General features: G+C 60.3%; 25 protein-coding genes. 15 read left to right on the top strand and 10 right to left on the bottom strand.

The window, feature by feature from the left end; all coding sequences use genetic code 11:
• The first annotated feature begins 54 nt into the window (after positions 1-54).
• From AB0O58_RS15590 to AB0O58_RS15580, 3 genes are read left to right on the top strand one after another with little or no spacing between them, the layout of a single operon-like run.
• Positions 55-867: a class I SAM-dependent methyltransferase gene (locus tag AB0O58_RS15590; protein ID WP_057473594.1), complete on the top strand. Its 813-nt coding sequence runs from the start codon at positions 55-57 to the stop codon at positions 865-867.
• A complete protein-coding gene (locus tag AB0O58_RS15585; RefSeq protein WP_052061261.1) occupies positions 858-1,844 on the top strand; it encodes a phytanoyl-CoA dioxygenase family protein in 987 nt (328 codons plus the stop codon). The genes AB0O58_RS15590 and AB0O58_RS15585 overlap by 10 nt, the downstream gene beginning before the upstream one ends.
• Before the next feature lie 54 nt (positions 1,845-1,898).
• Positions 1,899-3,215 carry an alpha/beta hydrolase gene (locus AB0O58_RS15580; RefSeq protein WP_283542447.1) on the top strand — a complete coding sequence of 439 codons (1,317 nt, stop codon included), beginning with the start codon at positions 1,899-1,901 and terminating at the stop codon, positions 3,213-3,215.
• A gap of 41 nt (positions 3,216-3,256) precedes the next feature.
• Here the strand turns inward: AB0O58_RS15580 and AB0O58_RS15575 are convergent, their stop codons facing one another.
• Complete coding sequence (locus tag AB0O58_RS15575; RefSeq protein WP_283542448.1) at positions 3,257-4,033, bottom strand: SGNH/GDSL hydrolase family protein; 777 nt, start codon at positions 4,031-4,033, stop codon at positions 3,257-3,259.
• 93 nt (positions 4,034-4,126) lie between these two features.
• Between AB0O58_RS15575 and AB0O58_RS15570 the strand changes: the two genes are divergently transcribed.
• The 3 genes from AB0O58_RS15570 (at position 4,127) to AB0O58_RS15560 (ending at position 7,457) form a co-directional block, all read left to right on the top strand.
• Entirely contained in the window at positions 4,127-4,687 is a 561-nt protein-coding gene (locus AB0O58_RS15570) for a PadR family transcriptional regulator (RefSeq protein WP_032399233.1), read from the top strand.
• Positions 4,688-4,782: 95 nt separating this feature from the next.
• Positions 4,783-5,193, top strand: coding sequence for a nuclear transport factor 2 family protein (locus tag AB0O58_RS15565; RefSeq protein WP_283542449.1), 411 nt, complete (start codon positions 4,783-4,785; stop codon positions 5,191-5,193).
• Positions 5,194-6,542: 1,349 nt separating this feature from the next.
• Positions 6,543-7,457, top strand: a complete 915-nt coding sequence (locus AB0O58_RS15560) for a hypothetical protein (RefSeq protein WP_366238468.1) — start codon at positions 6,543-6,545, stop codon at positions 7,455-7,457.
• A gap of 109 nt (positions 7,458-7,566) precedes the next feature.
• Here the strand turns inward: AB0O58_RS15560 and AB0O58_RS15555 are convergent, their stop codons facing one another.
• Complete coding sequence (locus AB0O58_RS15555; RefSeq protein WP_366238467.1) at positions 7,567-7,734, bottom strand: hypothetical protein; 168 nt, start codon at positions 7,732-7,734, stop codon at positions 7,567-7,569.
• Between the two features lie 6 nt (positions 7,735-7,740).
• A complete protein-coding gene (locus AB0O58_RS15550) occupies positions 7,741-9,030 on the bottom strand; it encodes a hypothetical protein (RefSeq protein WP_366238466.1) in 1,290 nt (429 codons plus the stop codon).
• Positions 9,031-9,421: 391 nt separating this feature from the next.
• On the opposite strand from AB0O58_RS15550, the gene AB0O58_RS15545 reads away from it, so the two are divergent.
• The 4 genes from AB0O58_RS15545 (at position 9,422) to AB0O58_RS15530 (ending at position 13,000) form a co-directional block, all read left to right on the top strand.
• The gene (locus tag AB0O58_RS15545; RefSeq protein WP_366238465.1) at positions 9,422-9,736 is read left to right on the top strand and encodes a phosphopantetheine-binding protein; all 315 of its coding nucleotides are present in this window, start codon (positions 9,422-9,424) and stop codon (positions 9,734-9,736) included.
• A gap of 23 nt (positions 9,737-9,759) precedes the next feature.
• Entirely contained in the window at positions 9,760-10,968 is a 1,209-nt protein-coding gene (locus AB0O58_RS15540) for a cytochrome P450 (protein WP_366238464.1), read from the top strand.
• Between the two features lie 5 nt (positions 10,969-10,973).
• Positions 10,974-11,753: a thioesterase domain-containing protein gene (locus AB0O58_RS15535; protein ID WP_366238463.1), complete on the top strand. Its 780-nt coding sequence runs from the start codon at positions 10,974-10,976 to the stop codon at positions 11,751-11,753.
• 737 nt (positions 11,754-12,490) lie between these two features.
• On the top strand, positions 12,491-13,000 hold the full coding sequence (locus tag AB0O58_RS15530) for a hypothetical protein (protein ID WP_366238462.1): 510 nt from the start codon (positions 12,491-12,493) through the stop codon (positions 12,998-13,000).
• A gap of 297 nt (positions 13,001-13,297) precedes the next feature.
• Here the strand turns inward: AB0O58_RS15530 and AB0O58_RS15525 are convergent, their stop codons facing one another.
• Genes AB0O58_RS15525 through AB0O58_RS15495 form a run of 7 tightly spaced genes read right to left on the bottom strand, consistent with a single transcriptional unit; the run spans position 13,298 to position 19,203 of the window.
• Complete coding sequence (locus AB0O58_RS15525; RefSeq protein ID WP_366238461.1) at positions 13,298-14,467, bottom strand: acyl-CoA dehydrogenase family protein; 1,170 nt, start codon at positions 14,465-14,467, stop codon at positions 13,298-13,300.
• Entirely contained in the window at positions 14,464-14,937 is a 474-nt protein-coding gene (locus AB0O58_RS15520) for a YbaK/EbsC family protein (RefSeq protein WP_366238460.1), read from the bottom strand. The genes AB0O58_RS15525 and AB0O58_RS15520 overlap by 4 nt, the downstream gene beginning before the upstream one ends.
• A complete protein-coding gene (locus tag AB0O58_RS15515; protein WP_366238459.1) occupies positions 14,934-16,520 on the bottom strand; it encodes an amino acid adenylation domain-containing protein in 1,587 nt (528 codons plus the stop codon). The genes AB0O58_RS15520 and AB0O58_RS15515 overlap by 4 nt, the downstream gene beginning before the upstream one ends.
• Positions 16,495-17,274 carry an alpha/beta fold hydrolase gene (locus AB0O58_RS15510; protein ID WP_366238458.1) on the bottom strand — a complete coding sequence of 260 codons (780 nt, stop codon included), beginning with the start codon at positions 17,272-17,274 and terminating at the stop codon, positions 16,495-16,497. The genes AB0O58_RS15515 and AB0O58_RS15510 overlap by 26 nt, the downstream gene beginning before the upstream one ends.
• Before the next feature lie 2 nt (positions 17,275-17,276).
• Entirely contained in the window at positions 17,277-17,543 is a 267-nt protein-coding gene (locus AB0O58_RS15505) for a phosphopantetheine-binding protein (protein WP_366238457.1), read from the bottom strand.
• Positions 17,540-18,502: a chlorinating enzyme gene (locus AB0O58_RS15500; protein ID WP_366238456.1), complete on the bottom strand. Its 963-nt coding sequence runs from the start codon at positions 18,500-18,502 to the stop codon at positions 17,540-17,542. The genes AB0O58_RS15505 and AB0O58_RS15500 overlap by 4 nt, the downstream gene beginning before the upstream one ends.
• A gap of 50 nt (positions 18,503-18,552) precedes the next feature.
• Positions 18,553-19,203: a GntR family transcriptional regulator gene (locus AB0O58_RS15495; RefSeq protein ID WP_366238455.1), complete on the bottom strand. Its 651-nt coding sequence runs from the start codon at positions 19,201-19,203 to the stop codon at positions 18,553-18,555.
• 415 nt (positions 19,204-19,618) lie between these two features.
• Here AB0O58_RS15495 and AB0O58_RS15490 point away from each other — a divergent pair, with 415 nt between their 5' ends.
• From AB0O58_RS15490 to AB0O58_RS15470, 5 genes are all read left to right on the top strand, one after another.
• Complete coding sequence (locus AB0O58_RS15490; protein ID WP_366238454.1) at positions 19,619-20,872, top strand: benzoate/H(+) symporter BenE family transporter; 1,254 nt, start codon at positions 19,619-19,621, stop codon at positions 20,870-20,872.
• Between the two features lie 115 nt (positions 20,873-20,987).
• Positions 20,988-22,298: an ATP-grasp domain-containing protein gene (locus tag AB0O58_RS15485; protein ID WP_366238453.1), complete on the top strand. Its 1,311-nt coding sequence runs from the start codon at positions 20,988-20,990 to the stop codon at positions 22,296-22,298.
• 322 nt (positions 22,299-22,620) lie between these two features.
• The gene (locus tag AB0O58_RS15480) at positions 22,621-23,331 is read left to right on the top strand and encodes a hypothetical protein (protein WP_366238452.1); all 711 of its coding nucleotides are present in this window, start codon (positions 22,621-22,623) and stop codon (positions 23,329-23,331) included.
• Positions 23,328-24,788 carry an FAD/NAD(P)-binding protein gene (locus tag AB0O58_RS15475; protein WP_366238451.1) on the top strand — a complete coding sequence of 487 codons (1,461 nt, stop codon included), beginning with the start codon at positions 23,328-23,330 and terminating at the stop codon, positions 24,786-24,788. The genes AB0O58_RS15480 and AB0O58_RS15475 overlap by 4 nt, the downstream gene beginning before the upstream one ends.
• A complete protein-coding gene (locus tag AB0O58_RS15470; protein ID WP_366238450.1) occupies positions 24,788-25,225 on the top strand; it encodes a cation:proton antiporter in 438 nt (145 codons plus the stop codon). Before AB0O58_RS15475 ends, AB0O58_RS15470 begins: the two co-directional genes overlap by 1 nt.
• Positions 25,226-25,316: the final 91 nt, after the last annotated feature.

Here is a 25,316-nt window from a genome sequence, read left to right as displayed (position 1 = left end):
TCAACCATGACGTCCCATCCGGTGCGTCGTAGTTGGCTTCCTAGGAGGAATCTCGTGAGCAGCGGAGACACAGCCGAACGCAGTCTCGAGCACTGGAGCGAGGCGGGCCGCACGGGTATGGAGGCGTTCTACGCTCTGGCCACCGAGGACTACCACCAGCTGGCGTTGGCAGCCGATTGGCCGACGCTGCTCGCCGGCCGGGCTCACGAGGGCTGGTCGCTACTCGACGTGGCTTGCGGCAGCGGTAAATTCCCCACTGCGCTCCGCCGGTACACCGACCTGTCCGCGGTACCCGAGGTCGCCTACGACCTGCTCGACCCATCCGAATTCTCGGTGGCCGAGGCACGCGGAGCTCTGGCCGCGCCTTTCGTCGCCCGGCACGATCTGGTGATGACGCTGCAGGATCTGCCCGCCGATCACGCCGGTTACGACGTCGTGTGGGCCACTCACGCGCTCTACGCCCTTCCGCCCGCGGAGTTGGATGCCGCAGCCGAAAGATTCGTGGCCGCACTGGCTCCCGGTGGTCTCGGTCTGGTCGCGCAGGCTACGGAAGCCTCCCACTACATCGCGTTCTACGATGCCTTCCGCGCCGGCGTACGCGAAGCAACGCCGTACACGACGGCCGAGCAGGTGCGCGACGCGCTGATCCGCGCGGGCGCGGACGTGCGCGATCAGCGCGTCTCGTACACCACCGGAACGTCCGATCGCGCTGTCGCCGAAGGCTTTCTGCAGCGGTGCGCCTTCGACGACTCCGTGTCACTCGACGAGATGGAGGCGGCCCCCGTGCTAGGCGACTACCTCGCTTCGTGCCGCGACGCGTCCGGTTCCTACACCTTCTCGCACGAGGCGGCCCTGCTGTGGCTCTGAACAACCCTGCCACCAACGAGCTTCTGCCCGAACGCAATCGCGAGGGCGGTATCGACCAGGACTGGGCGGGCAACGATCAGGACTGGTGGGACTGGTACGTCACGCTGGCCGCCAACGACGCCGCACCCGCAGAACTCGTCGATGGCCCTGGACTGCCGGATGTCGAGGCCGCCACGGACGAACAAGTCGAGCACGAACTCGCCGAGCCCTACGATCTCGACCCGGCGGCCGTCGACGCATTCGCGCGACACGCCTTCGTGCGGCTGCCCGCGGTGTTCTCGCCTGCCGTCGTACGACGCCTCGCCGAGCGGCTCGAGGAGTTACTGCGAGCCGAGCACGGCGACGACGTTGCGGGCCGGTTCACCGCGCTCGAGCAGATGTGGCTCCACGACGACCTGATGCGTGCCGTAGCACTGTCACCCCGGATCGGCGGCCTGGCCGCGGCACTGCTCGACGTGCCCGGCGTTCGGCTGTACCACGACAATGCGCTGTCCAAGGAGCCCGGCTGCGGACGCACACCGTGGCACCACGACGCCGAGCACTTCCCGTTGCAGACCACCGACGCCGTCACCGCCTGGATGCCGATGTCGGCCATTCCGGGCCCGATGGGTCCACTGTCGTTCGCGCGCGGACGCGACGTTCTCGGCGAAGTCGCAGACCTCAAATTCGACAAGGTCGGCACCTCCTACGACGAGGCCGTCACCCAGCGCTTCCGCACGCGCAACGTTGCGGTGGAGTCCGAGCCGTTCGCCGTGGGAGACGTATCGTTCCACTCCGCGCTGTGCTTCCACACCGCAGGCCCGAACCGGACGACACAGCCGCGTCGCGCACTGGCCACCACCTACTTCGCCGACGGCACCCGCGTCGTCGAGTCGCCGACCCTGATCAGCGGCACCTGGCGCGAATTCCTCCCCGGCATCGAGCCCGGTGGCCTCGCGAACTCCGAGCTCAACCCGGTGGTCGGCCGCCGGGACTGAGACGCCGATTCTGCGGGGCCAGCAGTTTCAGTGGACGTGCGTACACTGAATCCGGTGGGGACGAAACCTGGACCGGGGAAGAAATCTCGGCGCACACAGGAGTGGGGTGAGCTCGGCGAGCTCACACTTCGCGAGTTGGCGTCGGCTGCGGGTGGCGTTCGCGCGGTCCACTCGGCAATTGCACGACGCACGTTTGCTGCCGTAAAGCTCGGTATCGGTCCCGCCGCCCTGCCGACACAACTGATGCACGACGCGATCGCCGCCGGCACGTACGCGAGCATCGCGGCCGCCTGCACCGGCGCAGCCAAGATCGTCGGCTCCTTGACCGACGGCTCCCTGGCTGACGGCTCCCTGACCGACGGCGACGACGTGGCCGAGGACGACTCGCGGCCGTCACCGTCGCACACCAGCCGTGGCGCGCAAACCATCGCCGTTCTGAACGGTCTCATCGGCGACGACATGGAGAGAACAGCCCGGGTACTGGCCCATCCGATGTCGATTCGAGTCGACGGACGCCCTGTACCCCCGGAGTACCGCGCCTTGGCCGCCGGGTTTCCCACTGCGGGAGCGCACCTCGTGGTGTTCGTCCATGGGCTGGTCGAAACGGAATACGCATGGCGGCTCGGTGGGCGGCCCACATACGGAGAGCGGCTGGACGCCGAAGCCGGGACGACCTCGATCTTTTTGCGCTACAACACCGGACGGCGAATTGCGTCGAATGGCGTCGACCTGTCGGACTTGTTGGAGCAGCTCGTACCGGCATGGCCCGTCCGGGTACACCGGATCACGTTGGTCGGACATTCCATGGGCGGGCTGGTCTCACGCAGCGCCGCTCATCACGCCGCCGAAAGCGGTCGCCGATGGGTTGATCTGCTGACGGACGTATTCACTCTGGGGACACCACATCTGGGCGCGCCACTTGCTCACGGCGTCCACGTCGCCGCGGCCACAATGGCACTCGTACCCGAGACCCGGCCGTTCGCGAACCTACTGGCGCGTCGAAGTGCCGGTATCCGTGATCTGATCCACGGAGCGATCACCGACGAGGACGGTCATGCTCGGTACACCGACAGCTTCGATGTCGGTGCCGCCATGGACATCTCGGTTCCGGAACGGGTGCGTCATCATCACGCGTCCGCGGTCGTCACCGGAAGTCCGCGCAACCCGGTCGGAGTCTTCGTGGGTGACGGCCTGGTCCGTACCGACAGTGCCGGGGGCCGAAACAAGCTCCGCAACATCGGACTTCGACCGGACGACGGTCTGGCGATCTACAGTGCGCACCATTTCACCCTCCTCAACGACGAGAGGGTGTACAGCTGGATGCGGCGCAGCTTGGTCGATAACACTGCAGATCTAGGCCCGACATTTTGAGTCAGAAGTTGCCCGGTCTACTCGGTTCGGTTCGCCCGGCTCTACCCGAGTACCGCGGTCAGCTCCGGCCGCTTGGCCGTACGACTGTCCCCCGAGGAGCGTTTACGAATCCGACGAGTCAACCACGGCGCGAGGAACATTCCGGCCCAGGTGAGGTCGGCGCGAACTCGGGAGTGCAGGCGCGGTCTGGCAAGCGGTGCCAACGGAAGATTCCATGCGTCGGTGGCACCCGGTAGACCGAGGGCGTAGGCGGCGGCCGCAGCGAGCCGCGCGTGCCCTGTCTCGTTCAGATGCAGGCGGTCCCAGCTCCACAGCCGGGGATCCGAGGCCACGTCATGCTTCTCGAGGTCGATCACCACGACATCGGATTGGGCTGCGACCCGGCGAATCTCGGCGTTCAGCTCGGTCATACGCCTGGCGATGACGGTCCTTCCGGGGACCGGGTGAGCGAGGCGGGGGAACGTCATGGTGATCACGGTGCAGTCGGCCGCTCGGAGCGCGGCGAACATTGCGCCCACTTCACCTGCCACGGTCCGCGCATCGAACTGCGGACGCAAGATGTCGTTGACACCGGCAGCGACGGACGCGACCGTCGGCTTCAACGCCAAAGCGGCCGGCAACTGCTCGGCCTTGACCTGCGCGGCCTTACGACCACGTACCGCGAGGTTGGCATAGACGACCCCGTCTGCGCTCTCGGCCATGTGCTCGGCGAGCCGATCGGCCCAACCACGAAATCCCGTGTCGTCGTTGCCGTCGTTCAGCCCTTCCGTCTGGCTGTCGCCCAGGGCTACGTATCGCAATTGTTTCGTCCGATCCACCACGTCCACCGTTCTTTCACTCGACGTCAATATACAACAAGTTGTCTAATACGTGGCCTGCCCGCCGCCTCGCGACGGGTACTGTCCTTGATCATGTCGCTACGTGATGCCGTGCTCGCCGCACTGGTCGACGGGGAGATGTCGGGTTACGACCTGTCCAAGGCGTTCGACGCAACCGTCGCCAACTTCTGGACTGCCACTCCCCAACAGCTCTATCGCGAACTCGACCGAATGGATCGAGACGAGGTGATCTCGGCGCGACTGGTCGAGCAGGACGGTCGACCCAACAAACGCCTGTTCAGCCTCACCGACAAGGGACGCGCAGCGCTGCGCCAGGTCAGCCATCGGCAACCCAAACTTCCTGCGATACGCGACGAGCACCTGGTGGCGATCCACGCTCTCGAAGCCGGGGACCTCGAGCCGATGACCGATGCGATCCGAGAACGAATGCAGCTCTCACGAGACAAGCTGGCTCGGTACGACCGGATGGCGCACCGCCTGCTCGATGGACGTACCGAGACCGAGTTCCTGGCCACCGCCGATCGCATCGGCCCGTACCTCACCCTGATGCGCGGACGGATGTTCGAGGAGGAATCGCTTCGCTGGGGTGCCCGTGTCCTCGAAGTTCTCGACACCCGCGCGGGACACAGATGAAAACGCCGATCACCCGTTCATAGTCGCAAAATTGTGTATCGTTCGGTCACCAGCCGAGGGTGTCTCAGGCCCTGGCCCCACCCAGGAGATGACGCGTGCAGCAGTTTCGACAGGCCGTCGAGGCCAACGACCAAGATGCCATGGCCGCCACCCTGGCCGATGACGTCGTCTTCAGTTCCCCCGTCGCATTCAAGCCGTACCACGGCAAGGAGCTGACCGCGGCGATACTGCGCGCCGTCACCCGCGTCTTCGAGGACCTTCGCTACGTGAAAACCGTCGAAGACATCGGCGGCCGTGATCACGTCCTGTTCTTCGAGACCCGTATCGACGACGTGACCGTCCACGGCTGCGACATCCTCCACCTGAATTCCGACGGCCTGATCGACAATTTCACCGTGATGGTGCGTCCGCTGTCGGCTGCGCAGGCACTCTCCAAAGCCATGGCGACAGAATTTGCCGCCGAAATGGGTTCGATGACTCCCGCGGAGAAGCAAGACAAGCGGTGATATCGGGCTTGTGGAACGAACAGAGCCGCGCACCTCTGGGTGCGCGGCTCTGATCGGTATTGGGTGACGGTGTTCGCCAGTGCGCCTCTCGGCAGGTGGCCGCTCGTAGCGGCTGATGGTTGGTACCCGGGGCATTGGGATCGAACACCGTCGATGAAGTCAACGACGACTCGGCTCTTCGTATTCCGACCCGTGGCGATGTGGTGGGCCCGCGGTCGCGCAGCGATGACTTGAATTCACGCCCCCAATCGGAATCGACACCTCCTACGAAGGGTGTGGATTCCGACGAAGGGCGTAGATGCGGGCCGTCCGCTCGATCAGCTCCCACGTTTCGGATATCCGACTCCCATCGGCGTCGGGTATCCGAAACCGAGGAGCCGATCCGAGACGAAAACGCAAAAACTCCGATCCCAGGGACGGAATCGGAGCCAAGAGAGCCTCCTAACGGGATTGAACCGTTGACCGCTCGCTTACAAGTATGTTGCGAGACAACCACATACGTCCGCATGGAACCACCAGAGACGCTCTGACCTGTGTCAATCGTCCAGGCAGCACCACCCGAATCCACGTCCGTTCGGACCGACATGTGACACGTTCGTGACACCGAGACCCGCTTCGAAAGTCCATCGAGACCGTGGTGAATTCGCCTGAACGCGCACCGAATCGAAGCAGCCTTCGGCACCCGAACCACCGCTCGCTATCCACGAAATGCCCACGCTTTCAGTGTGGGACTCACCACTCGGTGTGCGATTCGAACGCCGCACCTCTTGGTAGTACCTCACACGGATTCGCGGACCGGTATGGATCCACACACGCCCTTTGGCCTGCTGATTTTGGAGTCCAAGTGTGACCTCAGCTCGGGTGGAACCACCCGAGCTGAGGTCACAGTGTTGAGTACAGTTCCGCGGTTGACGTCACCGTCCTGTGTAGTCTCACGCAATCCATCCCGGACTACGGTTGCCGCCTACGGCGGCCAGGGCTGTGTCAAGCCCGACCGCGTCACCCGTGGACGTGCTCGACTTGAAGGAGTCGAAACCTCCAGTAATCGAGTTCTGATGACCGGTGCGTTGGGTTCGGGTAGCGCCTCGCCGTAAGCCGCGGCGCACCAAGCGCCGAACAGCGACCACTGGTGGCTGTGACCGCTCGCCGTGCTGCCTGTCTCGGTGTCACAGGTGCGACGGCACCGGGCCGAAGGCCGACCGGATCGGGCTACTGGTGATCAGAATCCGCTTTAGGCATGAATTTGACGTCGCCAGGAGTGGCGGATGTCGACGCACCGCTGTGTCCGAGAAAGTCTGCGCGGACGCGTAGTCATCCTCGTGTCGTCGACAACAAGTAGTGTCGCGACTATGTCGGTTGAAGGATCGCAGTTCAATCTCGACGAGGTCCGAGCCTTCGCAGTGAAGGCCAGCAACGTCGGGCAGTACATAGCCCACTTCGCGCTCGCGGCAGCGAAGCATTCGCCGCAGTATCGGGAGCCTGGAGTGGAATCGATGGACGCGGTAGATCTGGAGATCGGCCACGCGGACGACGTTGAAGGCCCACTGCTCACTGCGCATCGGTTAGCGAAGTTCTACGTGATCTCTGCTGGTGATGCGTTGCTGTCATGTTGTGAACTGGTTGGACGCGACTTTCCGATGCACATCGGATCCGCGGCCCTTGCCCGTGTTACGGCCGAACATGCAAGCAGAGCCATGTTCGTCGGCGATCCCGAAATCGGGTGGAAGATTCGAGTTTTACGCACTCATGCGCTGTTTCATGCAGCTCTTCAGGAGTACAGATCCTCATCAGAACTTGGAGCGCTTGAACTCCTCGAAGCCTGGAAGAAGTGGCGAAACAGGACAGGCGCCACGTTCAGTGATATCCCGAAGCAATCCGCAGGTAGCAATCGGAAACTGATCGAGGATGCGTTCCCGCATGCATTGGCGTACGACGAGCTGAGTCGCCCGACACACGGCAACGCAGTTTGGCTGACACTCGCCGTCATTCAAGAGCAGAAACGCACCAACTACACCTGGTGTGCGACTTTGAGAAACGTACAGTTCGCAATGGACGCTACGATCGCTGCGGCACATAGACTTTGTTTGTTGTGGGACCTGGACCCGAATGAAGTCTTCACCGCTTCTCAAAACGGTCTTGGCGTCGACGACCCACTCACATGGGACACGTTGCTCGGTGCCTGTGATGCCGTCCGGGCAGGAGTGGACGAACTCTCGAATGCAGTCGTCGTCGATAGCACCCCTGACCCCCAGCCCCCACGGTAAGCGTAATTTGTTCCGCATCTGAACGTTCGGTGCCGGACGAACTCAACGGTGGGCTGTCTCGATTCCTGTAAGACGCAAATGCAGGAAAGCCGCTCGCCGCGATGCGTGGCTACAGGACGCTGCGCCCGACAAACGCACCGGGCACCACGTGGCAGGCGACGTCACCGACCGGCAGAACGAACGTCTCGGTGCTGTCCTCCAGCGCAGCGACCGGGCTCTTCGTCGGAGCGCCCAGATCTCGGCCTTGCCGTGTCGGACGCACTTCTTCAGGATCCATTGGTATCTATGGTTGTTCGCCGTCTGTATGCGAGTAAAATTCGTCTCGCCAGATCCGGAACGCAGCATCGCTGCTTCGGTAACGGGTCTCATCGAGCAGGCTGTCGAGAAGCTCCTGCTTGCGCCTCTTTGAAGCGTAAGCCTGAATGCTCTCCCTGCCGGTGAACAAGCTCGTCGTACGGGGAAATTTTGGACTACGAACCAGTCTGGATTTCAGCATCTCGATCAGATTCCCAGCCGCCAACCTGGTTTCGTTTGCGCTCGCTGTTGTGTACCGCTGACCGCGGTGAACAATTCTGTTTCGCCTCGTGAGGACCGCTTGCTTGTATGCCTGGATCACGCCGGCCTTGTCGTAGTCCCACGATCCGCCACCCAATGGATCGCACTTGCGAAGGAGCGCAAGCGGCCCGTTGTGAACTAGGTCGAGGGCGGCCGCCGCGGCTACGACGCCCTCTCCGTTCTCCCAACGAATAGCCAACGCAAGATTGCTGATGAAATACTCGCAGGCGACGGCGTATCCGACGATAGCGTTGTCGGGTTGGCCTGCGTCTAGGGAGACGTGAGCACGGTAGAGAAGGTCGATGGCCACTGCTGCCGGCACTTCAACACGAAGGCCGGCGAAGTCGGTAACCACAGCCCGCTGTTCTGATGCTGGAATCGGAGCGCCCCAGTAGCCAGCGTCGGCATCCGGACCCGGTAGGGGATGAGTCCACCAATTGCCGGTCCAGCGCAGGGTTGTGTTCACCACGTCGGCGTAGGTCAATGCGATTTCCTGTGCAGGTAGCGATTCGACTGTCAGGTCGGGAAGAGGATGACCTCTGAGTCGGGTCGCGCGAACCAGATCGTCGATTACCCACATTGCGAGATCAAGCGGTCCGAGTTGCACTCCATTGCGCACATCTTGAATGGTGGGGGCGGCAGCCACTGTCGGTACGTACACGCTGACGACTGACGCCGCACGCGGCGAATCGATGCGAAGCAAAGCAGGTGGCGCCACCGTGCCTGTTTCCCGCGCAAGTCCACGCACAGTTGCCTGCTGGGAGCCAACGCTGGTTGGGTCGTCGCTGAGTTCGGCGTTCCAGCACAAACGAATTGTGGTCGGGACGTGCAGCCATTCATAGTCGATGGGCATGTCTCGGTATCGGCCACGAGCGAGCCGCTCGCTGTCGATGTCGACGTCGATTCGCATATTGATTGGCACGAGCACTGGCAGCCGAATTCCTATACCAAGGCAACGTGGTGCGATGGTGCTGTCGAACCATGCCAGGTCAAGAATGGTGTCTGCGGAATCCGACATGGCTCGACTGTTCCAGATCCCGGGTGGGTCCGCACGTGCATTCTAGAACGTGGTGGTCGCGACAATGGTCCAACCAACAGCGTCGGAATGCAGGCAGATCGGAGACGAGGGAGCCAGTCTGGACACCCCCTTGTTCAGCGTCGCAGGTATTCGTACCGAAGGGCGTTCATCGCCGGTCGTAAAATCGCATCACGCCAGTCCACGAGAGGCGATATCTCAGCCACGCAGGGTGCATCCCTGCGATCCTTCGATCGTCCTGGGCGACCCCACCGGAAGCCGTGACGGCGGCGGGACTAGGTGCGGAAGCGTAGGGGCAGTCAGGAGGTTTCCTGGCGTCGCGAAGGTCCGGCGAAGCGAATCAGTTCTTGATCGATCGGCACGGGAGACAACGATGGCAACAAGTTCGGCGGGGGAATTCCAACAGCCTGATGACGTCGAAACACTACCGGTGGCACCGCGGCCGCTGAAGACTGATTCTGAACTCGTTCAGGAGGTTACTGCGATTTTTTCTCGCCATCTCAAGGGGAGCGATGTCGCTGTGGATGATGACTTCTTTGGGCTCGGTGGCAACTCCATGATCGGAATCAAGATCATCGATCGCATTCTCCAAGATTACGGAGTGGAGCTATCGGTGCGAGCCTTCTATCTGGCGCAGACACCTGCGAAAGTCGCTGAGCTGGTTGAGATGGGTCGGGCCCAGAAGTGAGGTTGGAGCCCAGAGCCGAGGCGATGGTAGACATTGACGGCATTGACCTGCTCGACCTTGATCTCTTTACCGCTGGTGACCCGCATGCGGTCTGGAGCGTTCTACGAGATCAAGCACCACTGCATCACCAAGTGATGGCTGACGGCCGGGAATTCTGGTCGGTAACACGATACGACGATGTGTGCTCTGTGCTCGGTGACCATCGTCGGTTCACTTCCGAGCGCGGCACGATTGTCACCCACCTCGGCGAAAATGATATCGCCGCGGGCAAGTTGATGACGTCCACCGATCCCCCTCGGCACACGCAGGTCCGACGAGCGATCGGCGAGCGCCTCACCACCCGTGCAGTTGCGCCGATGGAGGACCGAATCAGGCAGTCGATCGCGACCTTCCTCGATCCTGCGATTAGTGGGGAGATCTGGGATCTAGCCGAAGCTGCGCGGCTTCTTCCAATGTTGGTTGCGGGCCCCCTCCTCGGGATTCCTGAACGCGATTGGCGGGAACTAGTGACGCTGAGCGGTATGGTCGCCGCACCCGCTGACCCGGAATTTCAGTGTGGCAGCCAGTCCGCGACATTGACAATCGCCCATCACGAGATAATCAGCTATATCACCGATTGGGTACAGCAAAAGCGAGCCGTTGGGGGCGAAGACGGGAGCTTGCTCGATCATCTGATGAGCGTGAAAATAGACGATGTTCCGCTCAACGATGACGAAATTGCTTTCGACGGATATAGCTTGCTGTTGGGTGCCAATGCCACAACTCCTCACACTGTATCGGGCACGGTTCTCGCTCTCGTCAAACGGCCCGACCAATTCGCCATGGTTCGCGCAAACCACGCCCTGGTTCCCGGGTTGGTCGAGGAGGGTCTTCGGTGGACTTCGGCAGCCACCAACTTTATGCGCTATGCCGTCACGGATGCCGAAATAGGGGGTGGAACGGTGCCCGCGGGCGGTGCCGTCGTTGCGTGGATCGGCTCGGCAAACCGGGACCCGACGAAGTTCTTGAACCCTCACGTGTTCGATGTCAGGAGAACCAGCAACAGGCACATTGCGTTTGGGTTTGGTCCGCACTATTGCATCGGTGCACCGCTCGCCCGACTAACTGCTCGAATCTTCTTTGAAGAGCTAACTACCCAATTCGTGTCGGTTGAACTCGGTGGCCAGCCTCGTCACTTGCGGTCATTTTTCATAGCCGGGTTGGCAAACCTTCCAATTGTTGCCAGAAAGTAGATGACATGGTCTTCGGTGCTCGTCCAGCTCTCGATAAATCGTCCTCTGCCGCAAATGGGGCCGACTCAAAAACACACACTCGGTGGCTGGTCCGGGCTCCGGCGGATGAGGACACCGCGCGCCTATTTTGCTTTCCCCATGCAGGCGCTGGAGCTTCGGTTTTCAGTTCCTGGCCCATCCACTTAGGCGGAATTGGGATATATCCACTCCAGTTTCCCGGGCGTGAGAATCGTCTCGGAGAGCAGAGCGCCGCTACGTACGGCCAACTCGCCGCAGGTATAGCACATGCCCTAAATCCGCATCTTGATCGCCCATTCGCATTCTTTGGACACTGTGTGGGTGCTTGGTCGGCTTATGAGACGGCGATCTATCTCAGGGAAGCTGGCATGTCACGCCCCCGTCGGCTGTTCGCATCAGGCCAGGCCGCCCCGCATAATTCGGACAGCGATCCGATGCTAAAGATGTCTGAGCTCGAATTGCGAGAGAACCTGACAACTGTATTGAAAAGTAGAGGGGTCGAACCCAGACCGGACATGATCGAGCTCGGTTTCACAGTGTTGTGGACAGACATCGAAGCTGTGCGGATGTACCAGCGCACTGCTCCAGTTGAGCTGAACTGCCCGATATCAGTCCTGCGCTGGCGCGACGACGCTGACGTTGATCATGAGGCATTCAAAGAATGGAACCGATACTCGAATAATGTCGACATGCACGAACTCGGGGGCGGGAAGTACGAGTTCATCGATCTCTCCGAGAAGCTGCAAACTCTACTCCAAACATGGTGACCGTCATCAAAGCGGTGTCCCGCTAGCGGGGTAGGAAGAGTTCCGGTGCCAGAACGTGTGATCGTTGAGTCGCCGATGCCCTGATCGACAGGATCGATCAGTTTTTCGATCAGTTGATTCATCGGGCGTTAGCAGCACTGGTGCCAGGGCCGGCTGAATGGAGATCGGCATGGGGCAACCAAGGCCCTCCGATCGGACGGGCTCACGCCCTCGAGCACTCCTATGTCCGTGCAAATTACTCCTTCGCGCGAACGTGCCGACGCCGGAAGTCCCGGATGGCCGTGTCGCAAGCCGGCCTCAACACGGCCGGCTCCACCTCCGCCTCCTCGATGTCAGCCGGTGGCGCGAACGCGCAGAGTGCGTACCGCAGGTGATCGCATCGACGTGGGTCAGCCGAGCTTCTGGGCGATGACTTCAAAGGTGCATTTTCGCACTCCTCCGTACTTCACAAGACACTGCGAGACCTCGTCGGTGACGGCTTACGGCGATGTGACAGGTGAGTGAACTCCGCTCACCTTAGATCCGACTGGAAGGTATGTCCCAACCATTTCTTTCAGCAACGTCTTTCGCGAGCCTTCGGTGGAGCACGTATGGCATGAAGAAGGCAAGAGCATTGCCGATGCTGCGAGTCACGTCGCCCCTATGCGACAGAAAATCTATCGAAGTTTGCAAGTGGATCGGTCAAACTCCTTCCAAGGCATCGGATGGGGTGTAAGGTCCACGCACAGAATCAGTGGATGGCAAACGCATTACCTCGCCGCATTGGAGAACTGATAATGACGCCAGAACTCAAAAACATGTTTCGAGTAGGAATATCATTCCTTGTGCTAGCTATTTATGCTCTGGTCTGGGTCTGGCTTTCCGTTTCGACTTGGCAGTATGTTGCGACCGAGACGGCACCCACGTTGCCTGTAAGCGCAGCCAACGCATCGTTAGCAGGACTGCTGGCCACTGCGGTGGCCACAGGGTCTGCAAATGTGTTGGGCTTTAAGCTGCCGGAGAACGATGTTCAAACATACGGACAACTGAGCCTGGGTGGGCGCCTGTCGTCGGCTCTTAGGTCTATGTTTTCGGTGTCGGTTCTTCTGACCGCGGGATGCGTCTGTTACATCGTCGTAGGTACTCTTGTTCTTGTCACTTATGTGTTCAATCAAGCAGAGTCACCTGGAATAATCGCTGGCTTTGGCTTGGCGATCGTCGCGTGGTTCGTTGCGGCCTTTACGAGCGTCTTCAGTACTACTGGGTAGAGCTAGCCGTTGAGTCAGCCTCGAATAGCACTACTCCCATCCTGAATGGCTGCTACTTGCAGGTAGTCGGGACAGGGTTTGCGGCGGCTGGCCGATGCCGCAGGGCAGTTACCCCGATTCATGCACGCCGCCGCGAGACACGCTATGAAGTGGGATCGCTTAGTGTCCAGTGCTTTGGGGAGTCTCAATACAGCCGTCCGTTCGAGGCGGCGTCACAGGGGCTATTTTCTTTGGTTTCAGTGGTAGTCGAGAGCCTTCGAGATATCGGAGGGAGGCTGCCTTGAGTTCGCTCGGCCGTTAGGGGGCAGTGCTCGATTCGTAGATGAGGTCACGAAGCAGCTCGCTGGGCCCTGCCGCAATACTGCCCGCGGCGGCGTCGCGGTAGATACGCGAGGGAACGGCATCTTCGGTATAACCGCGAGCTCCGTGATACTGCAGACATACGGCGGCCGCGCGGCGCGCGAGCTCTGTGGCCTGAAGCTTGGCGATCGATGCGGTGCGGGTACTCAAGGTCCCTGAGATGTGCTGCTGAGCAGCGTGATAGGTGTAATGACGAGTCGTTTCGAGATCGCTGTGTAGGTTCGAAATTTCTTGTCTGACTGACTGTTTAGCGCTCAAAGGAGCTCCGTTGATCTTGTGGGCGCGAGTGAAGGCGTCGAGTAATTCGATGCAGTGCCTCGCACCGCCAAGTGCAAGAAGTGCGGCCGCCAGGCGTTCGAAATCAAGCGCGCGCATCAGATGGAGGATGGCCCTGTCCTGACGTCCGATGAGTGCTCCTTCTGGTACCGGTGTGTCGCGGAAGGTGATCGTGCCGATATCGGCGCTGTGCCATCCGAGCATGGGTGTCTGGACTCGTTCCACCGACTCGTGATGCGCATCGATGATCAGCAGCGATCCACCTACGAGACCGCGTGTGGCGGTGGATTGACCGCTTTTCACCAGCGTGATGAAGACATCGGCCGTGGTCGCGTTGGCGATGTAGGTCTTGGTACCAGAAACGTTGTAGCCCGCTCCGGTTGCGACGGCGGTTGTGGAGAGTGCGTGAAGGTCCGAACCTGATCCCTGTTCGCTGATGGCCAATCCCGCTACGAGGGAGCCTCGACGACAAGGCTCTAGGTAACGCTCCCGTTGTTCCGGTGTACCGAACATCTCGAGGTAGGACGCAGCCATGTACGCGTGCACACCGATACTTGCTCTGATTCCCGCGTAGCCCGTTCGGCCGAGCTCTTCGAGCAATATTGCACTAAACAAGAAATCGGATCCAGACAAACCATGCTGAAGAAGCCCATGATCGGCAAGGGACCGCCACACGGACTTGTCCATGCGGCGATCCGCCTCCCATTCGTCAGCGTGAGGGAGAATTATTTCCCCGAGGATCTGCCGAACTTCGTCCCGGAAGACATCAAGGGTGCCAATTACAATGGGTCCGTGTTGTTTTCGCAGTGCCAGAGCATTTGCTGCAGTCATGCGATGGAGCTGACGGCGTGTGGGGGCAACACTGCGGTGATAGGGCCCTTGATCTGAAAGACGGCGTTCGGAGTTCCTGCCGCAGCCCAAGTAGTTGAGTATTGGAGCAAGTCCTCGTCGACGACAGTTGTCAGGGGTTGCAGATGGCCAAACGGGGGTAGACCCCCGATTGCATATCCGGTCACGGCCTTGACGAACGCCGCATCCGCCTTGACGATTTCGACCTGTAGCAGACGTTCGAGTGCTCGTTCGTTGACCCGGTTCGGGCCGCTTGCGAGCACAAGTACCGGATCGTTCGCCAACGTCGCTCGAAAGACGAGCGACTTGACGATCTGTTCCTTGGCACAGCCAAGGGCAGATGCTGCGTCATCTGCTGTTCGCGTGGATGCGGGGAGTTCGATCACCTGAAAGTCATGGCCGCGATCCTGGAGTGTCTGTTGAAATTGCTGTGCACGTTTGGCCAAAGTCATGAGATCAGCTCTTTCGACGGTGACATGGTCTGTAAGAGTGTTCGCCGGTCGATCTTGCCTGTCGGTGTCAAGGGGAAGTCGTCACAAAGTCGTACGGCAGACGGCACCATGTACGGGGGAAGTTCGGCGTGAAGTTGGCTCTTGATCCAGTCGGGGGTGCACTCTGCGGTGTGCGGGACGATGAATGCGACTAATCGTCTGTCGGGTGCGGTGTCGTCGACGGTGACAAAGCAGTGTTTGACTGAGTCGAATAGATCCAAATGATGTGTGACTTCGCCGATTTCGATTCGGTGGCCGTTGATCTTGACTTGGTCGTCGTCTCGCCCGAGGAAAACTAGGTCACCTGTGTCGAGGAAGTATGCGCGGTCCCCCGTACGGTAGAGGCGTTCGGGTCGTCCGTCTACGGTGGCCTCGAAGAACGCATCGTCTGGTGCGGCTCGGGGATCGGTCAAGTATCCAGGTGAGAGACCTGGCCCTGCAAGATGTAGAGTTCCGGATTCTCCTATGCCACAAAGCCGCCCGTTTCTGAGCAAGTACACACGGGTGTTTTGTAGAGGCCGCCCGATCGGGAGCCCAGTGGTTCCCGACTCGATACGTCTGACGGGGTAATAGGTGGCAAACGTAGTAGCTTCGGTGGGTCCGTAGACGCTGACGATCTTGTCTGGACCGAGAGCCTGTAGCGCCATGTCCATATGTTTGAGTGAATGAGCCTCTCCCCCGGTCAAGATGGTGTCGAGGCCGGAAAAAATCGCAGGGTCTTCCTCGATGGCGAGGTTGAACAAAGCCGTCGTCAGAAACAGGGTAGTGATCGAGTTGTCTGCCAGGACTCTTCGAAGCTCCATCAGCCGTACGAACTTGGATGGGTAAAGCACACAGGTGCCGCCAGTGAGCAGGGCACCCCAGATCTCGAATGTTGCTGCGTCGAAGACGACAGGTGCCAGGTGGAGCAGGACGCTTCCCTGTCCGAGCCTTGCGTACCTTGCGTTCTGCACGAGCCTCATCACAGACCGGTGTTGTATCGGAACGCCTTTAGGTGTTCCTGTGGATCCCGAAGTGAAGCAGATGTAGGCAACGCTGTCAGCCCGAGCGCCCGTCCGCCGGCGGACTCCATCGTTTTCATCGAGTTTCGGTGCCTCGGTGGAAACTACACGCAGCTGTCGGAACCGGGCACTCAACATGTCGGGGCGATCCGATATCGCCGCGGAGCATTGCGCCAGGCCGATTACGGACTCGATCCTGTTGTCGGGCCAGGAATTGTCGAGCGGGAGGTAGGTGCCACCGGATTTGATTACCGCCAACAGGGCGGTGATCAGATCCGGTGTCCGCGCGACGTCGACAGCAACCACCTCGCCAGGTTGAATCCCCTGTGCGCGCATGTGAGCACACATCTGCTCGGCGCGCTCGTAGAGTGCGCGGTAGGTCAAAACTGTTTCTCGGTAGACCACCGCAATGGCGTCAGGGGTGGCAGTGACCTGCGTGTCGAAGACGTCTGCGATTGTGCAGTCGTCGAGATAGGGGGCGTCCGTGTCGTTGACGTATGTGTGCAACGAGAGGGCGTCAGGGGACGTCGATACAGTGCGCACTCGCTGTCTCCAATCGTTTGGTGATCATCGCCAACACATCGGTTCTATGGGTGTTGAGGAAGAAGTGACCGCCGGAAATCTCGACGGTTTCGAGCTCGTCTGTGGTGTGTTCCCGCCATCCCTGTGTAGCGCGAAGGTTGTCGATGGAGTCGTCACGCCCGTAGAACGCAGTGATAGGCGTCTCGAGCGCAATGCCCGCGTGTCGGTCGCCCCATTGTTCTGCCAGCGCGATGTCACGGCGGACCGTAGGAGAGAGCACGTCCATGAGTACCTTGTTTGCCAGTAGCTCCGGTGGTGTTCCACCAAGAAGCCGGAGAGCTTTGCGAAATTCGTCTTCATCGAGGGTGTGCATGAAGGGAAGGCTCTGAGGCGTTCTGGGACTGCGAGAACCTGACACAAACAGACGGTCTGCGGAGTGAACGCCGCGGACAGCCAGGGCGTGAAGTACCTCATAGGCCAGCCTCGCACCAAAGCTGTGGCCGAAGAAGGCGTAGCGACCGTCCAGATAGGGCGTGATTGCGGTAGTGACATCCTCGATCAGGGATGGCCATTCCGTGTGTGCCCGTTCGGATATACGGGTGGACCTGCCTGGGAGGCGAACTGCGAGCAGTTCGATCTCTGCCGGCAGTAGCTGCGCCCAGGGTCGGAAGATGTCGTGGGTTCCGCCGGCGTACGGGAAGCAGACCAACGTCGTCTTCGATTGGCCGCCAACAGTGCCCAACTGGGCAATCCAGCGATCCTCAGCTTCCGTCACAGTCAGAGACTGTCTGACGAGTCGAGCCTGGTCGTCGATCGAGCGATGGTCGCGGCGATCTCGGCAATGGTGGGTCGCTCGAACAGGTCGTCGGGCGGCAATGCGTCTTCACCGAAGGCGTCCTCCGCGCGAGCGATCAACTTCAGTGCCGTCAAAGAGGTTGCCCCGACTGCGAAGATGTCGTTTGCGGTTTCCGTGATCGGAAGCCCGAGTGAGATGCATGTTTCGAGTACCCACGCTTCGGTAGTAGAACTACTGCTCACAGTCATCCCTGAACCCCTCCCCGTGGAACGAAGCGATGTCCATTGACCGTGCTGTCGGCAAACTTGTTGTAGCCGTACTCGTCCCGTCCCGAGACCAAGACGTTTCCGAATTTGTCCAAGCTTGCTTCGCCGCCGAACTCGGCCAGCGCATCGGAGTAGGGATAGACCCGTACCGAGGTCGGAAGATAGCGTCCGGCGAACCCGAGCCGCATCTTGTCGGTGAGGCCGCTGTGCGGATGCGATGCATGCATCAACGTTGACCAGAAGATGATGAACTGACCCTGCCTCATCACCTGGGATACGGCCTTCGACTCGTCGGGACTCCAGTTCGGGTCCTTCTGTAGCTGGCGGTAGTCGTACCCGAAGAAGCCTCGCCGGGTTCCGTCCTTCTCGACCTTGTTTACCGAGTCGGCGTCGTACTCCATGGTCTTCGACTCGTCGTAGTTCATCGTCTTGTGTGACCCTGGAATGAACTGCAGGCAGCCGTTGTCGATGGAGGCTTCCGTGAACGCCGACCAGACGGTGATTGTTCCACCGAATTCAGCGTCGTCCGGCCAGACGATCTGTGGGTGCTTGGAGCCGGCGACGTTGGAGAAATTGTCGGCCTGGTGCCAGTCGGTGCCCTCGTCGCCAGGATATTTCGGGAAGAATTCGCTTCTCCAGCACAAGGTGTCGGGTCCAAGAATGCTCGAGACTCGGTCGACTATCTCGGGTCTCGTGATGTGGTCGGCAAGGAAGTCGATATCCAAGTGGCGGTCGTAGTTCGACAGATTCGTGACCCCAGAGACTGCGCTTTCGCCCTTGTATATCGCATTCTTGGTATTCAGGAGTTTCGGGCGAAGAGCCCGAAGGTGTTGCTCCATCTCGTCGGGCTCATACAGGTCGAATGGCCCGATGTAGCCGTCTCGGTGGAACTGTTCCAGCTCGGCGCTGGTGAGCGCGAAGTCAATTGTCTGCTGTTGCACGGTTTTCCTTTCGTTCACTCCGTCGGCAGGAACGCCACACGGAGTGCTGATCAGCTGGTGCTTCGTCTGTTGAGGTAGTTCTGGATGGTTTGTGCTGCGAAGCTGATGTGGCGTTCGAGCACACGAACTGCTTCCTCGACTGCCTGTCCTCTCGCTGCCTCGATGAGTGCCCTGTGATCGTCTTGGGCCAGCTCCTCGATCCCCAGCGCCGCCAGATGAAAACGAAGCAGTCGTTCTTCGTCCTGCAGCTCGCTCTCGACCATTCGCAGGAGCTTGGTGTTTCCGGCGCGACGGTACAAACACATGTGAAATTTGGCGTTCTCTCGCCCCAGAACATGCAGGTCGGTCGTCTGCTCCATGGCGCTCACATGACTCTCCGCTTCTGCGAGGTCGTCGACTGTCAGGTGCGGTACGGATTTCCTCAACGCTGCAGGTTCGAGCGCGAGGCGCACTTCATAGGTTTCAGCCGCATCGGTCGCGGTGACCTGGGTGACCATTGCTCCCCTGTTCGGCACGATCGTCACCAGCGCATGTGATTGAAGCTGCAGGAGTGCCTCTCGGACCGGCATTCGACTCACCCCGAACACGCGCGCCAGCTCCTCTTGGCGCAGGGTGGTTCCGCTCGGAATCCGCCCGTCGAGAATGGCGGATGAAAGCGTCTCCTCGATCAACGCTCTTGCGAGGTGAGGCTCGGTCGTCACGGTTCCCAGAACGTCGAGAACAGGGGTCGGTCGAGAGGTCATCGAGAACTCCAATCATTCGAAATGTTGCTTAATCATCCCCCTTGACTGTTGCTAGCGAATGCGGTGTAGTAAATCGGATCCTGGATCCAATTTGACTCTAAGTACGCCGAACGAATGTGTCAAGACATCCGATACAGCCCCTCCGGTCGGTGCAACATGCTGGTCGGGAAGGCAAGGAAGGTTCGCGTTGATGGAAATCTGCGTGTGTTCGTCGTGGGTCTTTCAGCCGCCGAGCAGGCTTTCGACCTCCGAGCGATGGCAAATGCCGCTGCAGCTGGACGATTTCTCCACTCGGGGCGATCTTGATGGACCTCCAGAACCCGAGGAGCAATCGGCGCACCACGCCCTTCTCGTGTCCACGGCGAGAAACTAAATGGACCCTGTCAACTCTGATCACTACCCACACGCTTCTCGTGCGCAGCCGGTCACAGCCGGGATTGTTACTGCCCTCGTGGGATTCACCAGCTCGTTCGCGGTTGTCTTGACCGGTTTACGTGCAGTCGGCGCATCCGACACCCAGGCGGCATCGGGACTGCTGGCCCTATGTGTAGTGATGGGTTTGGGGATCGTATTTCTCGCAAGCCGATACCGGATACCCATCACTTTGGCGTGGTCCACTCCGGGAGCGGCGCTGCTAGCGGGGGCTGGTTCGGTCGTTGGGGGCTGGCCTGCGGCGTTGGGAGCCTTCGTTCTGGTCGGCGTCGCGATCGTTCTCACCGGTCTCATACCGAAACTCAGCACTCTCATTGCCGCCATCCCAGTCTCACTCGCACAAGCAATGCTGGCCGGCATACTCCTGCCGTTGTGTACTGCCCCTATATCGGCGGTAGTTCACACACCTCAAACGATCGCGCCAGTGGTCATCACATGGTTGATCCTGCAACGTTTCTACCCGCGTTGGTCGGTTCTGGCGGCTTTCACAGTTGCGGCCATTGTTATTGCTGTGGACCGAGTTGCCTCGAACAACTCAGTCTCCTTCGGCAGCATCGTGCCACGTCTAGAACTGGTGATGCCGCAGTGGACATGGCAGGCAGCTGTTGCTCTGGCGCTGCCTTTGTATGTCGTCACCATGGCATCGCAGAACGTTCCCGGATCAGCGGTGATGGCGTCGTACGGTTACACCGTTCCCTGGCGTTCGTCGATGGTCTTGACTGGCATTGGTACGGCGGTAGCCGCTCCAGCCGGCGCACACGCTATCAATCTTGCTGCGATAAGTGCTGCGCTCGCCGCCGACGAACAAGCCCATCCAGATCCGCGCAAGCGATGGATTGCGGCCCTCACCGCGGGGTGGGCCTACCTCCTGCTAGGAGGGTGTTCCGCTGCCCTGGCGGCCCTCATTGTTGTTGCCCCGGCCGGAATCGTCGAAACCATTGCAGGCCTTGCGCTTTTCGGCACCCTAGCTTCAGCACTGACTTCCGCCTTACACCGCGATGTTGACAGACATAGCGCAGCGATCACATTTGTAGTCGCGGCATCGGGGGTGAGTGCTGCAGGGATCGGGTCAGCATTTTGGGCGCTCATCGCCGGCCTCGCAGTTCACGCCCTCGGATTCGTTCGGCGGCGTCCTTGCGGGTCGAAGGGCCACACCAGCACCGGCGCTCACACCGCCGAAGAGAGCGTCGCATGAGTACAGCCGTTGATTCACGGGTGACAGGACAGTCCAGAAGTACGAGAAGTGCAGCACTGCAACGTAATACGACTGTCAGGTGTTGCTCGACTCGGCCGGCGGCGGTGACTGAGCTTTGGACTGGACCGATTGGTCGTCAAGATGCCCGACGGGCGATTGCCAGAGAGCTACCGAGGAGCTTCATTCGATGATTGTTCTTACCAACCCGGTATCGAGCGGAACTGCGCTGGCGCGGGCGTTCGACGAGCGAACCAGCGACACGCTGCGCATCTACACACCAGAACTGGTTCCAGCTGATCATGGCGACAGGACACTCGTACACCAAGATTTAGAAGAGACCTGCGTGACACTCGCCCGGGCGGGCGCAAGTCATGTAGTCGCGGCCAGCGAATACGGCGTAACGCTTGCCGATGAATTGAACCATCGACTCGGCTTACCCGGAAACGACCCGTTTCTGTCGGGGGCACGTCGTGATAAGTACCTGATGATCCGCGCCATCAACGAAGCACGAGTACCAATCGGCAATGCAGTCATGGTGCAATCCATCGCGGAAATGACGGCTGCGCTGGATGGGTGCGAGTTTCCGATCATGGTCAAGCCGGTGGACAGTGCTGGAAGTGACGGGTGCAGGGTCTGCCCCGACCGTCTGGCCGCCCACAGAGCCGGCGCGGCGGTGTTGGGAAACCGGAATCTCCTGGGCCGAAACAATGATCGAGTTCTGTTGCAAGAGTATATCAGCGGGCCTCAGTACGTCGTCAACACGGTGAGCATCGGTGGGACTCATCTGCTGTCCGACTACTACCACTGTCGAATCGACGAAGTCGAGGGAGGTGCCCCGGTGTATCGACATATGAGGGCACCGCAGCTGTTGGACGACCGCGACCACGACGTCATCCGCTACACACTTCGATGCCTTGATGCACTGGGGATCAAGGAGGGGGCCGCGCACTCGGAGGTTCGGATGACGTCGAACGGCCCGCGTATGGTGGAGGTCAATTCGCGCGTGATGGGTCCATGCCTGGAACCTGATCCATATTTCGCCGCATTGGGAACGACGCACCAGCACGCGACGGCCGAGCGATACCTCGATCCGGAGGCGTTCAGGGCACGCTTCCAGATGCCGTATCGAGCCCGGAAGCACCTCGCCAAGGTGTTCTTGCGCGCACACAGCGAGGGAACTATATCGGCTGTCCCGGGCCTCGCGGCCCTACGCCGACTTCCTAACTTGCACACCGTTGTCGGCGTCCCCGGTGCCGGCACCACTGTCCGCGACCGGCTGCTGACTACCGGTTTCACTGGAATTGCGTTCCTCGTCGATGACGACGGGGACCGACTGACCGAGTCGTTGGCGACTATTCACGACCTCGAAAACGCCGGGCAGCTCTTCGACATCGTTCCCGACGACAGATTGAACAGGAAGGCATGATGCACGGCGAGAAGTTCGACGAGGTACAGGACATTGAACAAACTGGGTCGACCGTCCGCGGAGCGTTACCAGTACGCGACCCGTCGGCCAACGAGCCGCAGCACAAATGGCCGGCAGAGTGACTACTCACAACCGGTACCTGCTGTTGATCCTCCTATCGGTCGGAATGCAAGCGACGGTCCAAGGCTTCATGACGGAAAGGACCAGTCCGTCGGACAGCTTGGTGTTCTCGATCATGGCATTCGCCACTACCGCAGGCATTTTCGGTGTGGTTCACCGAGTGCGCTCGGGTCGGACAACACCAGCTCCACGGGAGACGCGTGTGGCGATGGCCTGGATGAATTTGGCCACGGCTATCACTTTTCTCAGCTACTACCTGTCTATCAGCATAATCCCGGCCTCGACGACCAGCTCGATTGAGGCGGCTTTGGGGCCAGCAGTGCTCATCCTCATAGCACTGGTGGTATTCCGGCGCCGAGAATGGAAGGGGCGAGTCGACCTGTGGTCGATATCCATCATGATGGCCTTCGGGCTGCTCCTCGCCGGCCGGACGTGGCAACTGTCAGACCGGAGTACCGGGTCAGCGGCGGCGATGATCGGTCTCGTGCTGGCCGTCGCAGCCGGTAGTGGCATGGCAGTGGTTGTGCTTCTGTCGAAGAGTTTCGGCAAAACCAATACAAGCCCAGTCTGGGTCACCGCACACAGATTTCATCTGACATACGTTCTCGCGGCGCTGGCGTGGCTAGTCAGCGAACCGCAGGTCCCCGATGCGAGTGAACTGGTCACACTGTTCGTTTTCGGTGTATTCGCCGTCGTCATCCCTCTGTTTCTGCTGCAAGTCGGGTTCCAGCGGGCGGATTCGCTTCCGGCGATTACTCTCGTTGCGCTGCTACCAGCTATGACCTGGTTAGCCCAGCTGGCCGCAGGGCAGAGCGCCGACGCCATATCGTTGTTGCTGATTGTGGGCGTGGTTTCAGCCTCGGTTACCTTCACTACGAGGCAAGCGTCGAAGCGCGTTGAGAACCCGACATGACTGGGCACGTCGCGATCATCGGTGCGGGCGCTGCCGGAACGGCGGTGCTATGGGCCGTCGCTCGCCACGGTGCCGCTGAGTCGATCGAGATCATCGATCCGCTGGAGCCCGGCCGTGGCCGGGTATTCGACACGGCACACACTCTCCTACGGTGCAACACTTCGGCCGCGGTGATGTCGCTCAGAGCCGACGACGTCGACGACTTCGTCGAGTACTTACGTCGTACCGGAGCCCCTTCTGAACCTTCCGAATTCGTTCCCCGACACTTGTTCGGTGGCTACATCAGATCCTGTTTGCGCGAGGCACGGAGTGCTGCAGCGAACCGGGGCCTATCGGTTGAGAACCAGCGGGCGCGGGCAATGTGGGTCGCTCCGCGTGTGAACGGTCGAGGGTACCGAATCGGACTCGATGACGGGCGATCGACAACTGCAGACCATGTCCTGGTCGCCCCAGGAGTAGGTCCTCCGACCGTGCCCTTCTCTCTACGCGGCTTCGTCAGTTCACCGACGTTCTTCGCGACCCCCTACCCGGTTGATAGAGTGATTCACTCACTTTCGGCTCGCTCGCGCATCCTCGTCATCGGCACGCGCCTGTCGGCTGTCGACTCGGCACTCACCCTTGGGGCCGCCGGCCACCAGGTCACCCTGACCTCTCGCTCGGGTGAACTACCGGCAGTACGGACGTCGTTGCGGCACAACCTCGTTGCGACACTCGACACAAATGCACTGGAGTCACTGTCGATCGAGAGTGAGCACCTACCCAGCGCGCTCTTGCGTCTGATTCGCAGAGCCACGCGCGACATCTGCGACCTTCCACTAGCACGGCAGACATCCTCGGCTGTCGATCCGGTATTGCGCATGCGCGAAGAACTAGCGCTCGCGGACGCCGGAGAAACGTTGTGGCAGGAAACCATTGCGCAACTGATCGATGTCATCAACGATCGCCTGTCCCGCGTGGATGATCCACGCGTTCGTGGTGTGGCAATGCAACGCGGCAGTCGCTTGGTGAATCGCTATATCTCGGCCATCCCCACAACGAACGCGCGTTTGCTCATGGAGTTGATCGACGCGGGCCAAGCGAGGGTTGCATCGGGCGTGCCGATTAACATCGCCCGAACTGGCAATGACGGCTGGCGGTGCACGTGGCGCGACGGAACGCAGGACTTCTACGATGCCATCGTCTGTGCCGCGGGGTTCCAACCTCCAACATTGAGCATCACTGGACGAGGATTGTCGTTCTCGTCGCCAAAAAGCACAGGGGGTGCACCACCCATGCTTGAGACAGACCTGCGGTTGCGTCTACCAGGATCGCTCACGTCCGAAGATGTCATGTTGATCGGTACGGCGTCATTCACCCGGGTACCCATCGTCAACTATGTCCGGACGGCAGTTCTCCAGGCCGATTCTGTGGCGAGGGAGCTAAAATTGGCGACACCAGCAGTCAGGTTGGGGCACTGATGTCGCGGGCAGACGTAGTGGAAAGCCCGATTGATTGGGGCGCAATTTCGCACTGTCGTCATGCGCTACCATCCACAGCCTTACTGAAACCCTCTGTTGCTTTCGCGGCGATCAGCGTGCTGGTGGTAGCCATCGTGGGTAAGTTCCTCGGCGTGTACCTCGGCTCCAGGTTGTGTCGACTGGGGCACTGGGAAGCGGTTGCCGTCGGCTCTGCCTTGAACTCGCGAGGAGTGGTCGAGATCGTCATTGCGATGGCGGGATTGCGGCTTGGAATCATCTCGTCGGAAATGTTCTCCATTATCGTGCTAGTCGCCGTCGTTACATCTTTGATGGCGCCGCCCCTCCTTCGAGCCGCAGTTGCTCGAATCCATTCGCCTGACGAAGAACGCCGAAAGCACACAAAATATACGGCCATGAACGAACCATCTATCCCATAATTTCAGCACCGAGTCGGCAATTTATGCCCGTGCCTCGGTTGTGCCCGTCGAACGGCGCGAGACCGTTTCATGGCAGTGTCATTCATCAACG

Source organism: Rhodococcus sp. NPDC080181 (assembly GCF_040702225.1).
Classification (GTDB): Bacteria; Actinomycetota; Actinomycetes; order Mycobacteriales; family Mycobacteriaceae; genus Rhodococcoides; species Rhodococcoides fascians.
This window is presented reverse-complemented; position numbering and strand designations above follow the sequence as displayed.

What these genes read in the sequence shown, in the direction of transcription:
- AB0O58_RS15570 (WP_032399233.1), top strand. Translation starts at nt 4,127, where the DNA reads ATGTCGCTACGTGATGCCGTGCTCGCCGCACTGGTCGACGGGGAGATG.
- AB0O58_RS15560 (WP_366238468.1), top strand. Translation starts at nt 6,543, where the DNA reads ATGTCGGTTGAAGGATCGCAGTTCAATCTCGACGAGGTCCGAGCCTTC.
- AB0O58_RS15555 (WP_366238467.1), bottom strand. Translation starts at nt 7,734, where the DNA reads ATGGATCCTGAAGAAGTGCGTCCGACACGGCAAGGCCGAGATCTGGGC.
- AB0O58_RS15550 (WP_366238466.1), bottom strand. Translation starts at nt 9,030, where the DNA reads ATGTCGGATTCCGCAGACACCATTCTTGACCTGGCATGGTTCGACAGC.
- AB0O58_RS15545 (WP_366238465.1), top strand. Translation starts at nt 9,422, where the DNA reads ATGGCAACAAGTTCGGCGGGGGAATTCCAACAGCCTGATGACGTCGAA.
- AB0O58_RS15540 (WP_366238464.1), top strand. Translation starts at nt 9,760, where the DNA reads ATGGTAGACATTGACGGCATTGACCTGCTCGACCTTGATCTCTTTACC.
- AB0O58_RS15535 (WP_366238463.1), top strand. Translation starts at nt 10,974, where the DNA reads ATGGTCTTCGGTGCTCGTCCAGCTCTCGATAAATCGTCCTCTGCCGCA.
- AB0O58_RS15530 (WP_366238462.1), top strand. Translation starts at nt 12,491, where the DNA reads ATGGCAAACGCATTACCTCGCCGCATTGGAGAACTGATAATGACGCCA.
- AB0O58_RS15525 (WP_366238461.1), bottom strand. Translation starts at nt 14,467, where the DNA reads ATGACTGCAGCAAATGCTCTGGCACTGCGAAAACAACACGGACCCATT.
- AB0O58_RS15520 (WP_366238460.1), bottom strand. Translation starts at nt 14,937, where the DNA reads ATGACTTTGGCCAAACGTGCACAGCAATTTCAACAGACACTCCAGGAT.
- AB0O58_RS15505 (WP_366238457.1), bottom strand. Translation starts at nt 17,543, where the DNA reads ATGACTGTGAGCAGTAGTTCTACTACCGAAGCGTGGGTACTCGAAACA.
- AB0O58_RS15490 (WP_366238454.1), top strand. Translation starts at nt 19,619, where the DNA reads ATGGACCCTGTCAACTCTGATCACTACCCACACGCTTCTCGTGCGCAG.
- AB0O58_RS15475 (WP_366238451.1), top strand. Translation starts at nt 23,328, where the DNA reads ATGACTGGGCACGTCGCGATCATCGGTGCGGGCGCTGCCGGAACGGCG.
- AB0O58_RS15470 (WP_366238450.1), top strand. Translation starts at nt 24,788, where the DNA reads ATGTCGCGGGCAGACGTAGTGGAAAGCCCGATTGATTGGGGCGCAATT.